Source organism: Methylomonas rosea (assembly GCF_024505055.1).
Lineage (GTDB): Bacteria > Pseudomonadota > Gammaproteobacteria > Methylococcales > Methylomonadaceae > Methylomonas > Methylomonas rosea.
Map to the genome: position 1 here is coordinate 1 of NZ_JANIBL010000029.1, position 12,513 is coordinate 12,513.

The window sequence follows — 12,513 nt, forward strand, 5'->3', positions numbered from 1 at the left end:
GGCTTGGCTACGCGCCATGTGTTGCAGATTTTGACGGGAGAAGATCAGGGTGCTCGGTCCGTCTTGACGTTCAATGGCCGCTTTCCAGCACACAGCCGACTCAACGGCGTCGCAAGGACGCCAGACCTGCATGTTGGGGATCATGCGCAGGGTGGCGGTTTGTTCGACGGGTTGGTGGGTCGGGCCGTCTTCGCCTAGGCCGATGGAGTCGTGGGTGTAGACGAAGATGGTCGGAATTTTCATCAACGCGGCCATGCGTAGGGCGTTACGGGCGTATTCGCTGAACATCAGGAAGGTAGCGCCGTAGGGTTTGAAACCGCCGTGCAGGGTCAGGCCGTTCATGATGGCGGACATGCCGAACTCACGCACGCCGTAGTAGATGTAGTTGCCATCAAAGCCGGGCTGGTTGACATCTTTGCAGCCGGACCAGAGGGTCAGGTTGGAACCGGCCAAGTCGGCGGAACCGCCCAGCAGTTCAGGCAGCAACGGGCCAAAGCCGTTCAGGGTGTTTTGCGAAGCTTTACGGCTGGCGATGGTTTCGCCTTTTTCGTTGACGGCGGCGATGAAGGCGCTGGATTTTTCCGCCCAATCAGCCGGCAGTTCATTTTTGATGACCCGACGTTCGAATTCGGCAGCCAGTTCCGGATGTGCGGCTTGGTAGGCGGCAAATTTGGCGTTCCAGGCGCTTTCCAGTTGGGCACCTTTGGCGTTGGCGTCCCAGCCGGCTTTGATGTCGGCAGGGATTTCAAACGGCGCATGTGGCCAACCCAGGTTTTCACGGGTCAGGGCAATTTCGGCTTCACCCAAAGCGGCACCGTGGCATTCTTCTTTGCCTTGTTTGTTCGGCGAACCGAAACCAATGGTGGTCTGGCAGCAGATGATGGTCGGTTTGTCGGTGACTTTTTTCGCTGCTTCGATGGCGGCTTTCACTGCCTCGGCGTCGTGACCGTCGACTTTAGGAATCACGTGCCAGCCGTAGGCTTCAAAACGTTGCGGGGTGTTGTCCAGGAACCAGCCTGCGACGTTGCCGTGACCACGCACTTCACCATCGATGGAGATGTTGTTGTCGTCGTAGAAGGCGATCAGTTTGCCCAGTTTCATGGAGCCGGCCAGGGAGCAGGCTTCGTGGGAGATACCTTCCATCAAGCAGCCGTCACCCAGGAAGACGTAGGTGTGGTGGTCGACGATATCGTGACCGGGACGGTTGAATTGACCGGCCAGGGTACGTTCGGCCAGCGCAAAGCCCACGGCATTGGTGATACCTTGTCCCAGAGGACCGGTGGTGGTTTCAACACCGTCGGTGTAGCCGTATTCAGGGTGTCCGGGGGTTTGCGAGTGCAGTTGGCGGAACTGTTTCAGTTCTTCGATCAGCAGGTTGTAGCCGGCCAAATGCAGCAAGGAATAAATCAGCATGGAGCCGTGACCGTTGGACAGGATGAAGCGGTCGCGGTTAGGCCATTTGGGGTTGCTGGGGTTGTGTTGCAGAAAATCGTTCCACAATACTTCTGCGATGTCGGCCATCCCCATCGGCGCACCTGGGTGCCCTGAGTTGGCTTTCTGTACGGCGTCCATGCTGAGTGCGCGGATGGCGTTCGCTAAGTCTCGGCGCGAAGGCATGTTGGTCTCCTTTTTATTTTGTTATTTTAGTTGCGACATTTGATTACTCAAATATCACTCTGGCTGAGGCTGGTAAATACAAGGAAGACCAAAACCACACTCTCGTTCATTCAGACTGCTGGAATCGGTATCGCCTTGACACCCGAATGTAATGTAAAAAACCCGTGACCGAATCGCTCCGGCCACAGGTTCACACGCTAAGTTATTCCAAGTTGGCGTGCCTTGATCTCATTTCTTCTTCTGCAATGCCTTTGTCATGAATTACATGCGAAATTGTCGCTTCCAGGAAAAACAGGGTAGACAATTCAAACACAGTACCCATAGGCATGCCTTTGACTTTACCGTATTGTTCAGATCTGCCGATTTGCAAAGTGACATCAGCCATGTCGCCAATCGTCGAATCGTCCTTAGCCGAAATCAACACAATTTTTGCGCCGACTTCTTTGGCCTTTTTGGTAAAGGCTATCAACTGCTCGGTTTCACCAGAGCCGGAAATAATGATCAACAAATCGCCAGCTTTAATACTTGGCGTAACGATTTCACCAACAACGCTAACATCGTAGCCGCCGTGCATCAAACGCATCGCGAAGAAATTACCGACCAGCTTTGAACGGCCAGCGCCCGATATAAAAATGCGCTTGGCTTGATCCAGCATGTCGACCAAGGTTTTGTCGTGCGAGTCGGGTGTCGCTTCCAGAATCCCTGAGATTTTGTCAATAATTAACTGCTGATGCATGACTTATACCGCCGCCGCATCAACCAGTTCACGGATTTCACGAGCAGCTTCAGCAGGTGAAGGAGCGCCGTAGATAGCCGCACCGACAACGATGATGTTCGCACCAGCTTCAACAACTTGTTGTACAGTGGCTTGTTTGATACCGCCGGCAACAGAGATGCGAACATTCAGACCCAAACGAGCGATGTCGTTCAGATCAGTAAACGGTGTGTGACCTGCTGCTTGCGCGTCCAGACCTGTGTGAATACCAACGATTTGCGCGCCCAATTTGACAGACTCTCTTGCGCAGTCTGCTTTGTCAGCCACGTTGATCAAGTCGATTTGAGTTTCAGCGCCGTGTTTTTTCGCGGCTTTGATAACGCCGGCGATAGTGGCCAAACCGGATACGCCCAGCACGGTACAGATATCGGCGCCAGCTGCATAGAAAGCACCGGCTTCGTATTCGCCAGCGTCCATGGTTTTCAAGTCAACCAACAACAATTTGTCTGGGTAACGTTGTCTCAGTTCTTTAACCAGGTTGATACCGTTGTATTTAATGCAAGGAGTGCCGATTTCAAAAATGTCGACATAGGGTGCTACTTGATCTGCCAATGCAACTGTTTGGTTGAAATCCAGTGAATCCAACGCCATTTGAATTAATGGTCTTGCCATGTGATGTGCTCCGAAAGTTTTAATTTTTAGTAATAGCCGATTCTTGCAAATTGCCACAACCCGCTAGGCTTGTCACGTACGTGTGATGCATTTGTAACTGTAAGATAGAAATGGGATATATGTCAATGCTTAGCAACTCCGCGCAGCCTATAGATTGTAAGGACAAATTGTTACTAGACAATTCCGCGGCGTAACCTTAGGCTGAACAAACTCGCAGGCAGACCGAACGAAATTGTATTTCCATTTTAGGATTCACAGCTTACAAGCTGATAAATCTCGATATTTTTTGGTTAACTGTCTTTCCTGCCAGCAACACGGCAGCCGCCATTGATTTGACCGCCAGCTTGAGGCACCCAAATAGGCGTGTTTTGCCTGGCATAGAAAATATGAAAAAGTCATACCTCCAACTTAAAACAACCGGAGAAAGACAGCTTGAAGCGTCTCTTTTTTGCCTTATGGCCGGAACAAAACATCAAGCAACAATGTGCAACTTTAACCGGCAAATTAAACCTGACCGGAAAACCGGTTAGCGAGGCAAATTTGCATGTCACGCTGTTGTTTTTAGGAAGTATTTATCCAGAACAACAGACCGTACTCACCAAGGAAGCCGGAAAACTGCCAGCGCCACTTATGACGCTAACTTTCGATCGCCTGAGTTTCTGGAAAAAACCTGGCGTGCTATGCCTAACCGCCAGTCAATTCGATCAAAGCGTGTCGATATTGCACGAAAACTTAACCAGCATAGCTAAGCGACAAAGAATAGCTGTCGAAGACAGACCATTTAAGCCGCATGTCACTTTAGTCAAAAAGGTCAATTCGGTAATCGATCTCGATTTCGCCCCTATTCTTTGGCGATCAAACGGATTCTGCTTGGTAGAATCCTGTTCAGGCGCCAATGGCGTTGAATACCGGATCATTGAACGCTGGCCGGCAAGCTACCAACCCAAAGCAGGAGATTAATCATGCCTCTTTTAAAACTCAATACCAACGTTACGCTAGACACCGAACAAAAATCAAAAATGCTAGGCGAACTATCGCAACTAATGTCCAAAGAAACCGGCAAACCGGAGCGATACGTCATGATTAGCATTGCGGAAAACAACGCCATGTTGTTTGCCGGCAGCGCAGCACCCTTGGCATATCTGGAATGTAAAAGTATCGGCTTGAGCAGTAGCCAAGCAAAAAACTTGTCCGCATCAATATGCCAACTGCTTAATACCCGATTTTCGATCCCTCAGGATCGGATTTATATCGAATTCAGTAACTGTCCAGCTGATTTTTGGGGTTGGAACGGCTCGACATTTGGCTAGACAACCCGGACGTCAAATAAATATGACTGGGCACTTCAGACAAAACAGACCTGATGAGTTGGCGCGCCAGACTCAAGCACACCAACTCAGTCGCTTTATTTTGGTTTTTTAGGCTCTTGGGGTTTTTCCGGCTTCTCGGGCTTATCGATTTTTTCAGCAGCAGCGGGAGCAGAATCCCCAAACAGAATATTCTTCTCATTCTGTTGGACGGTTTTCTCACCGATTCCTGACACATTTTCCAAGTCTTTCAATGTCTTAAAATCGCCATGCTCCTTGCGGTATTGAACCACCGCCTCAGCCTTCTTCGGACCTATTCCCGTCAAGGCCTTGGAAATGGTTTCAGCATCTGCTTGGTTGATATTGATTGGTTCGGCAAATACGGCAAAAGAACACAGCATAAAAAGTACAAATAACTTTTTCATGAATTTTCTCCGATTGGATTTTAGTGATTGCCTGGACTAATCAGCGCATACGTATATCGGCTGACCTTGCAAGCTAGGCAATCTTAGTCTGTTCTTTGAATTTTACAATTCAAAAACAAAAATCAACTGACTAATCGACGTTAGCCACAATCACCGCGCGAACCGGCGCTGGCAAGCCTTCGCAAGTCAAATCAGAAGAATCCGGGTCCAAAAATTCCGCTAAAGAATGAAACCGCATCCATTCGGTACTACGCTGTTCTTCGACTGAAGTTTTGGACACATCTACCAAGCGGATATTTTTAAACCCGCAGCGGCGCATCCATAACATCAATGCTGCGCAGCTAGGCAAAAACCAAACATTACGCATTTGCGCATAACGCCCCTCAGGCACTAAGACTTGCCCGGCATCGCCTTCGACCACCAGAGTCTCCAAAATCAATTCGCCGCCAGAGCGCAAACAGCCCTTCAACTCCAGCAAATGATCGATAGGCGAACGCCTGTGATACAACACCCCCATCGAGAACACCGTATCGAACAAACCCATATTGGGCGGCACATCTTCAATCCCCAACGGCAATAGATAAATCGGCGCATCGCCGTGCAACTTACGGATAGCCTGAAACTGCATGACGCTGAGCATCGTTGGGTCAATCCCAACCACCAATCTCGCTCCCGCACCGAGCATGCGCCAACAATGATAGCCATTACCACAACCGACATCCAAAACCAAGCGATTTTGCAATGGTGCGATCTGCTCTTTTACCCTGTCCCATTTCCAGTCCGAACGCCATTCGGTATCAATGTCGATGCCAAATATCCGATACGGCCCTTTTCGCCAAGGATGCAATTGCATCAATTGTTCGCGCAAACCGGCCCGCATCTCGTCGGAAATGTCCTCAGCCCGACCGATTCTGACACCATCCAGTAAATCGACACTCGACGGCGTCAATTGCGGCAATTTGTCTACCGCCTGTTGCCAGCGCTTCAAATCGCCATGCGACGAATCCGCGAAAGCCGCCGCCAATTGCCCAGGTAAACCGCTTACCCAGACTTCGTCGCCGGCCGCCGCCAACGCTTGATAAAGACCTTGGTATAGTGTCATTTCAACGCAATCATCGAAGCAAAGTTGAAATATTGAAACCAGACTTCCGCGCTGGCGAACCCCGCCACTTTCAAGCGCTGTTGATGCACGGCAAAAGTTTCCGGAATCAGCACATTTTCCAACGCGCTACGCTTTTGGCTGATTTCCAGCTCACTATAACCATGAGCTTTTTTGAATAAGTGATGCATATCGATCTGCAAAGCCTGTTGTCGAGCATCGTCGAACGCCAGCTTCTCCGACAAAATCAAAATTCCGCCCGGCAACAAACCGCGATAGATAGTGGCCAAAAATGCCTGACGATCGGCCAACGGAATAAACTGTAAGGTAAAATTCAGCACAACCACCGAGGCATTGCTAATCGCCATATCGCGAATATCCGCACATATGATTTCTATCTCGGCTCCTTCGGAAGCAGCCGACAGATTTTGCCGACATTGCTCGACCATTGCTGCCGAACAATCCACCGCGACGATCCGGCAATTTTTAGTCCTGATTTGCTGGTGCATAGCTAAGGTCGCCGCACCCAACGAGCAGCCCAAGTCATAACAAACGCTATCTTCCTTGGCAAAACGTGCCGCCAATAAACCGATAGCCGAGATGATAGTGCTGTAACCGGGAACCGAGCGCTGAATCATATCCGGAAAGACTTTGACGACAGCTTCGTCGAAGGTAAATGCGCTGATTTCGCCCAGCGGACTGGCGTACAGAGAGTCTTTAGCGGATTGCATACTGATGATGATTCCCGGCCACCCTAATCGGCACAGCCGGGAACATTAAGAAGGGAAAAGCTTATGAATTATTCTTGCTATTTAACGCTTCGGTATTGCGTTTAGCCAATTGGTTAATGACTTCCTGCAAAGACCCCGTACGCTCTACTTCGTTTTTGAAGCTAGTGCGGTAGTTAGTCACCAAACTGACGCCTTCGATCATGATGTCATAGGCTTTCCATTGGCCTTTAACATTTAGCATCCGATAGTTAACCGCAATTGGTTGCAAACCGGGTTGCAGCACTTCGGTTTTGATCAGTACCTTTCTTTCGTCTTCTTCCGGGGTGATTGGCAAAAACCGCACGGACCAATCTTTAAACTCAAAAAAAGCACGGGAATAGGTTCTGATCAACAACACCTGAAACTCTTTTTTAAAGCTATCTTTTTCCGCTGGCGAAGCATCCTTCCACATTTTCCCCAACACCAGCGAAGAAATCAGATCGAAATCCACATTCGGATAAATGACTTCCTGGACGAAAGCATTGATTTTTTGGAAATCATGCGGAAAGGAAGGATCCTGCAAGCGCTGCTTCAACTTGTTGGACGCATCCTCGATAGCGCGCTGCGGCTCGCTCAAATCCCCCGCCGTAGCAGGCAAAGACAAAAACATGCTGGCAAACAAGCTAAAAACCACTACAAATATAAAATGCATATGACGTTTGATATTCATAAAAACCATCTCAAAAAAGTATCGCCGGCTAATTTCAACCGCCTTCATTCGATACACTGCTAAAATAAAGGCCGAAGCACTAACCCGGCTCCAGATTCTAGCCAGCCCATTGGGCCGGCAAGTACCCCACTATATTACTATGGAAGAGATGTCATACCCTAACGACTTTTTCCCGGCCACCCGGATGCGCCGGATGCGTTATCAGGGATTTTCCCGAAGGCTGATGCGGGAAAATCGCTTAAGCAGCGACGACTTAATCTGCCCGCTATTTGTTATCGAGGGCAATAACAAACAAGAAGCGGTCGCGTCCATGCCGGGTGTCAACAGGCTATCCACCGACCTGTTGCTCAAGGAAGCAGAATCATTATTCAACCTCGGCGTTCCGGCGATTGCCCTATTCCCGGTGACCGAACCGGACAAAAAGTCATTGAGCGCGGAGGAAGCGTACAACCCTGACGGCTTGGCACAACGCTGCGTTCGGGCCTTGAAAGACGCGCTGCCGGAATTGGGGGTAATCACCGACGTAGCCCTGGACCCTTTTACCTCGCACGGCCAAGACGGACTGCTGAACGACAACGGTTACGTAGTCAACGACGAAACCGTCGAAGTCCTCTGCAAACAGGCCTTGTCGCATGCCGAAGCCGGCGCCGACATCGTCGCCCCATCCGACATGATGGACGGCCGCATCGGCGCGATCAGAACTGCGCTGGAATCCCATGGCCATATCAACACCCGAATACTGGCCTATTCGGCCAAATACGCCTCCAGCTTCTACGGCCCGTTCCGCGATGCGGTTGGCTCGGCCGGGAATCTGGGTGGCGGCAATAAATACAGCTATCAAATGGATCCGGCCAATTCCGATGAAGCGTTGCGGGAAATTGCGCTGGATTTGCACGAAGGCGCCGATATGATCATGGTCAAACCCGGTATGCCCTATCTGGACATCATTCGCCGAGCCAAGGATCAATTCGGCGTACCGACCTTCGCCTATCAGGTCAGCGGCGAATATGCGATGCTGAAAGCGGCGTCGCAAAACGGCTGGCTCGACGAACAGCAAGTGGTGATGGAATCCCTGCTGGCATTTAAGCGTGCCGGCTGCGACGCGATATTGACTTATTACGCTAAATCCGCTGCCCAGTGGCTAAAACAACAATAACAACCAAACAAACGGACCCGGCATGAACGAAGACTTTGATCCTGATGACAATAATTCGACTGACGATCCGCCTATAGAGCGCCGACGTTACTTCGGCCTGGAACAGGCGGTATTTATCCTGCTGGTCGTTTTATCGTTGTTAGGCATCGCCATTACCGAATTTAACCCGCACGACGGTTATGGCTACTGGCTATTCATGGTGATCGTGTTCGGCATTCTGTCTATTTTCGTGTCCTGGCTACAAACCAAAACCAACGAAAACGACTTTGGCGACATCGTCAAAGCCCAAGGTCTACATTGGCTGCACACCCTGGTTGTCGTGATTGCCGCCGCATTGCTTAACAAATCCGAGCAGCTATCCGACAGAAGCGCCAGTCTGGTGATTTTGTTGATCCTGGCCTTGGCGACGATGCTCGATGGCATACGCATCGGCTGGCAATATAGCTTACTCGGCTTTTTCCTCGCGACCTGCGCGCTGATCGTGGCCTATTTTGAGAACTTTATGCCTATCAGTATCGGACTGGGCGTGCTGGTGACAGCCTGCACTTTCCTCTGGGAATATTGGCGCAGTAAATACAGTACCGATGATGAAAATTGATAATTATGCGGTGTTCGGCCAGCCGATCAGCCACAGCAAATCACCGCGTATCCATACATTATTTGCCGAACAAACCGGCCAACTCATGGACTATGCAGCCCGAGAGGTGTCTGCGGAAAATTTTACAGCGGCGACCACCCATTTTTTCGCCGAAGGCGGTAAAGGCCTGAATTGCACCGTTCCGCTCAAGGAGCTGGCTTGGCAATATGCCGATCAACTGACGGAACGCGCCCGTCTGGCAAAAGCCGTTAATACCTTAGCCCGCCAAGCGGATGGCAGTATTTCGGGCGACAACACCGACGGCATCGGCTTGCTGAACGACTTGACCGTAAACCACGGCATCGAGCTGAAAGGTGTCAAGATTCTCATCCTGGGAGCGGGGGGCGCGACCAGAGGCATCGTCCCTCCCCTGCTGGAACAGCAGCCATCCACATTGATAATCGCCAATCGCAATATAGGCAAAGCGCAAGCTATCGCTGCCGATTTCGCCGCACTGGGTAAGGTGCAAACTTGCGATTACGCTAGTCTTATAGATCGACAATTTGATTTGATCATCAACGCCACGTCGGCCAGCCTCAGCGGCGATTTGCCGCCCTTGCCCGCCGCACTATTGAAAGCGGGCGGTAGTTGCTACGATCTGGCATATGCCAACCAAGCCACCGCATTTGTGACTTGGGGATTGACGAATAACGCTGCTCATAGCCTGGATGGCTTGGGCATGCTGGTAGAACAGGCCGCCGAAGCTTTCTTTATATGGAGAGGCGTGCGTCCGCACACCGCGCCCGTAATTGGCCTGTTAAACGCCGAAAGAGAATTAAACAACACGAACGGATGAAACTATTGACCGGGGCGATGTCCATGGTAACAATCTCCCCAAACCGCCCGCCATTAACGTTTACTGGAATAATATGAGTGGAATTAGAGCTTTTTTTGAAAAATCCCAAGCTAAAGGCAAACCGCAGCGCAATGGGCAACGCATTACGCCGGAAACTCTAAAACAGTTATTCCCGATCAGGAATTTAAGCGACGAGATATTACAAACTTTCTCTACCGAGAATCACGTCGAAACCCTGCAAGTCGGCAGCACTTTATTTAGCGTCAATCAACAAGCGACTTGCGCAATGTATTTGTTGCGCGGCACAGTGATATTGGCCGACCACAACGGCAAAAGCTATGAAATATCGGCGGGCAGCGCACAAGCCAAATTCCCGATATGCAGCGGTATCAAGCACACCGCCACCGCCACCGCAAAAACCGAGATAGACCTGTTGCGGGTATCCCTGAAAATCATGCTGACGCCAAGCCGCCAGGACCACGGCAAGCTATCTATCCCGGAAGAATTGCATAACAATCGGCTATTGAGCTTATTCGTCGAACACTTCGAGAATAACGACCACGAGATAGAAATTCCCTCATTGCCCGAAGTAGCGATCAATTTGCGCAAAGCCATCCAACGAGATGTCAACATCGACGAAGCAGTCAAGATCATCCAGCTGGATCCGGCCATCTCCGCCAAATTGATCGAAGTCGCCAACTGCCCGCTTTATCTGACCAACGTACCCGCGAAAAACTGTAAGGATGCTGTCGTGCGTATCGGCTTGAATGCCACGCGCAACCTGGTAACGGCCCTGAGTATGAAGCAGATTTTCAAAAGCAAATCGCCGCTGATTAAAAATCATTTGGAAGAGCTGTGGAAGCAAAGCCTTTATCTGTCCGGCCTGTGTCATGTGCTGGCCAGCCACAGCTTGCAGCAAAATCCGGAGAACGCCTTACTGGCCGGCCTGGTTTGCGACATCGGCGTGATTCCCTTTCTGAGTTTTACCGCCAACTTACCTCCCGAATACCATAACGATGCCGAAATTCTGGAAGCCATGCCCATTATCAAAGGCCCGGTTGGCGCCGTAGTACTGAAAGAATGGGATTTTGCCGAAGAATTCATCGACGTGGCCAAATCGTCCAGCGACTGGTTTCAAAACAGCGGCGATACCTTATCGGTCACCGATATAGTGGTCCTGTCCAGACTCCATGCCCTGATCGGCAAAAAAGCTACCGCGGATCTGCCGGCGATTACCGCAATTCCGGCGGCGGCCAAATTGAAAAACTTCTCTTTGTCTCCGGAGAATACGCTGGCGATCCTACACGATGCCAAAACCAAGATTCACGAAGCATTGAGCATCTTTTCATCCTAGCCGCATGATCTGGAAATTTTTAAAGAAGTCCCCGGATAAAACGCCGACCGAGAGCAGCCCCCCCGCAGAAACTGTCAACCAACTGCCGTTGAGCTACCTGCAAAAGCTCATCCCGCTGGGGGACTTGCCGGCAGCGGACTTGTTGGCGATACCGGTGACAATGCGAAACTTCAACCCCGGCGACATCATATTTAACCGCGGCGCCGAGGCTGAACAATTAAGCTATCTCTACACCGGCAACGTCTATCTGGAAGCAAATAATGGCGCCGGTTATACGGTCGAAGCCAATACGTTTAAAGCCTGTTATCCGCTGGCAACATCCGGCGAACACGCCTTCAGCGCGATCGCCAAATCACCGACCCAGATAATCTACATGCCGCTGTCCAACTTGCAACACAGCAGCAAACCTGTCAACAATCCGCTGATCAACCCGGAGAGCATTCCGCCCAAGCTGCGAGACAGCTTTTTTTTCGATAGCTTTTGCGATGCGTTCAGAGCCGACAATCTGCATGTTCCCAGCCTACCGGATGTTGCCTTGCGTTTGCGCAGTGCCTTGCAAAAAGACATCAGCATCGCCGATGCGGTAAAGATTTTAAATCTGGACCCCGTTATATCCTCCAAACTGATTCAGGTAGCCAATAGCCCAATCTACCGCGGCAGCAACCCAATCACCAGCAGTCATGATGCAGTGAATCGGCTAGGCTTTAAAACCACGCAAAACCTGGTCACCAGCATCAGCCTGCACCAGCTGTTCAGAAGCCGCAACCGACACCTGAACAACATTATTCAGACCCTTTGGAAACAAAGCATCCAGATTGCCAGCCTCAGCCACACGCTGGCCGGACTTACCCGAAAAGTAAAAGCCGACGAAGCCTTGTTGGCCGGGTTAATTCACAACATCGGCGCATTGCCGATTGTCACCTTTGCCGAAACTATCGACATTTCGCGGTATACCGAAGAAGAATTACAGGCCAGCATCGCCTGCCTGCAAGGTTTGTTAGGCACCTATATTTTGAAAAAATGGCATTTCCCCGATAGTTTCCAGCAAATTCCCGTCAATACCACAAACTGGTACTTCGACGACGGCCAGGGCCTGCAACTGTACGATGTTGTCTTGTTAGCCAAATTTCACAGCCAACTCGGTGGCGCCAATACCCAAAAACTACCGCCGTTAAACACCTTGCCTGCCTTTCAAAAACTGGACGATAGCGCACTGACGCCGGACATGTCGCTGAAAGCGCTACAGGACGCAAAACAGCAAATTGCCGAGGCCATAAACTTTTTCAGGACATAAG

The 12,513-nt window shown here is 50.6% G+C and carries 14 protein-coding genes; 7 read left to right on the forward strand and 7 right to left on the reverse strand.

Annotated features, from left to right (window positions below; all coding sequences use genetic code 11):
- The 3 genes from tkt to hxlA all read right to left on the reverse strand — a co-directional run.
- The coding region (gene tkt, locus NP589_RS10570; protein ID WP_256606948.1) for a transketolase at positions 1–1,617 on the reverse strand (1,617 nt) is incomplete at its 3' end.
- A gap of 202 nt (positions 1,618–1,819) precedes the next feature.
- A complete protein-coding gene (hxlB, locus tag NP589_RS10575) occupies positions 1,820–2,353 on the reverse strand; it encodes a 6-phospho-3-hexuloisomerase (protein WP_020483686.1) in 534 nt (177 codons plus the stop codon).
- A 3-nt stretch (positions 2,354–2,356) separates the two neighbouring features.
- Positions 2,357–3,004: a 3-hexulose-6-phosphate synthase gene (gene hxlA / locus NP589_RS10580; RefSeq protein WP_033159179.1), complete on the reverse strand. Its 648-nt coding sequence runs from the start codon at positions 3,002–3,004 to the stop codon at positions 2,357–2,359.
- 432 nt (positions 3,005–3,436) lie between these two features.
- On the opposite strand from hxlA, the gene thpR reads away from it, so the two are divergent.
- Both thpR and NP589_RS10590 read left to right on the forward strand, forming a co-directional pair.
- Positions 3,437–3,964, forward strand: a complete 528-nt coding sequence (gene thpR / locus NP589_RS10585; protein WP_256606949.1) for an RNA 2',3'-cyclic phosphodiesterase — start codon at positions 3,437–3,439, stop codon at positions 3,962–3,964.
- 2 nt (positions 3,965–3,966) lie between these two features.
- Positions 3,967–4,314: a phenylpyruvate tautomerase MIF-related protein gene (locus NP589_RS10590; protein WP_256606950.1), complete on the forward strand. Its 348-nt coding sequence runs from the start codon at positions 3,967–3,969 to the stop codon at positions 4,312–4,314.
- A gap of 95 nt (positions 4,315–4,409) precedes the next feature.
- On the opposite strand, the gene NP589_RS10595 is transcribed toward NP589_RS10590, so the two are convergent.
- The 4 genes from NP589_RS10595 to NP589_RS10610 form a co-directional block, all read right to left on the reverse strand.
- Entirely contained in the window at positions 4,410–4,736 is a 327-nt protein-coding gene (locus NP589_RS10595) for a ComEA family DNA-binding protein (RefSeq protein WP_064037583.1), read from the reverse strand.
- Between the two features lie 130 nt (positions 4,737–4,866).
- Complete coding sequence (gene cmoB, locus NP589_RS10600) at positions 4,867–5,838, reverse strand: tRNA 5-methoxyuridine(34)/uridine 5-oxyacetic acid(34) synthase CmoB (protein ID WP_256606951.1); 972 nt, start codon at positions 5,836–5,838, stop codon at positions 4,867–4,869.
- Positions 5,835–6,566 carry a carboxy-S-adenosyl-L-methionine synthase CmoA gene (gene cmoA, locus NP589_RS10605; protein ID WP_256606952.1) on the reverse strand — a complete coding sequence of 244 codons (732 nt, stop codon included), beginning with the start codon at positions 6,564–6,566 and terminating at the stop codon, positions 5,835–5,837. The genes cmoB and cmoA overlap by 4 nt, the downstream gene beginning before the upstream one ends.
- Positions 6,567–6,627: 61 nt before the next feature.
- Entirely contained in the window at positions 6,628–7,275 is a 648-nt protein-coding gene (locus tag NP589_RS10610; protein WP_231886626.1) for an MlaC/ttg2D family ABC transporter substrate-binding protein, read from the reverse strand.
- Positions 7,276–7,414: 139 nt separating this feature from the next.
- Here NP589_RS10610 and hemB point away from each other — a divergent pair, with 139 nt between their 5' ends.
- From hemB to NP589_RS10635, 5 genes are all read left to right on the forward strand, one after another.
- On the forward strand, positions 7,415–8,431 hold the full coding sequence (hemB, locus tag NP589_RS10615; protein WP_256606953.1) for a porphobilinogen synthase: 1,017 nt from the start codon (positions 7,415–7,417) through the stop codon (positions 8,429–8,431).
- 22 nt (positions 8,432–8,453) lie between these two features.
- On the forward strand, positions 8,454–9,029 hold the full coding sequence (locus NP589_RS10620) for a hypothetical protein (protein ID WP_256606954.1): 576 nt from the start codon (positions 8,454–8,456) through the stop codon (positions 9,027–9,029).
- A complete protein-coding gene (gene aroE, locus NP589_RS10625) occupies positions 9,016–9,864 on the forward strand; it encodes a shikimate dehydrogenase (RefSeq protein WP_256606955.1) in 849 nt (282 codons plus the stop codon). Before NP589_RS10620 ends, aroE begins: the two co-directional genes overlap by 14 nt.
- A gap of 73 nt (positions 9,865–9,937) precedes the next feature.
- Positions 9,938–11,218, forward strand: coding sequence for an HDOD domain-containing protein (locus tag NP589_RS10630; RefSeq protein ID WP_256606956.1), 1,281 nt, complete (start codon positions 9,938–9,940; stop codon positions 11,216–11,218).
- 4 nt (positions 11,219–11,222) lie between these two features.
- Entirely contained in the window at positions 11,223–12,512 is a 1,290-nt protein-coding gene (locus NP589_RS10635; protein ID WP_256606957.1) for an HDOD domain-containing protein, read from the forward strand.
- The last annotated feature ends 1 nt before the right edge of the window (position 12,513 follow it).

Bases quoted from the DNA above. Each gene is read 5' to 3' on its own strand.
- hxlB (WP_020483686.1), bottom strand. From the start codon at position 2,353: ATGCATCAGCAGTTAATTATTGACAAAATCTCAGGGATTCTGGAAGCG.
- hxlA (WP_033159179.1), bottom strand. From the start codon at position 3,004: ATGGCAAGACCATTAATTCAAATGGCGTTGGATTCACTGGATTTCAAC.
- NP589_RS10590 (WP_256606950.1), top strand. From the start codon at position 3,967: ATGCCTCTTTTAAAACTCAATACCAACGTTACGCTAGACACCGAACAA.
- NP589_RS10595 (WP_064037583.1), bottom strand. From the start codon at position 4,736: ATGAAAAAGTTATTTGTACTTTTTATGCTGTGTTCTTTTGCCGTATTT.
- cmoB (WP_256606951.1), bottom strand. From the start codon at position 5,838: ATGACACTATACCAAGGTCTTTATCAAGCGTTGGCGGCGGCCGGCGAC.
- cmoA (WP_256606952.1), bottom strand. From the start codon at position 6,566: ATGCAATCCGCTAAAGACTCTCTGTACGCCAGTCCGCTGGGCGAAATC.
- NP589_RS10610 (WP_231886626.1), bottom strand. From the start codon at position 7,275: ATGAATATCAAACGTCATATGCATTTTATATTTGTAGTGGTTTTTAGC.
- hemB (WP_256606953.1), top strand. From the start codon at position 7,415: ATGGAAGAGATGTCATACCCTAACGACTTTTTCCCGGCCACCCGGATG.
- NP589_RS10620 (WP_256606954.1), top strand. From the start codon at position 8,454: ATGAACGAAGACTTTGATCCTGATGACAATAATTCGACTGACGATCCG.
- aroE (WP_256606955.1), top strand. From the start codon at position 9,016: ATGATGAAAATTGATAATTATGCGGTGTTCGGCCAGCCGATCAGCCAC.
- NP589_RS10630 (WP_256606956.1), top strand. From the start codon at position 9,938: ATGAGTGGAATTAGAGCTTTTTTTGAAAAATCCCAAGCTAAAGGCAAA.
- NP589_RS10635 (WP_256606957.1), top strand. From the start codon at position 11,223: ATGATCTGGAAATTTTTAAAGAAGTCCCCGGATAAAACGCCGACCGAG.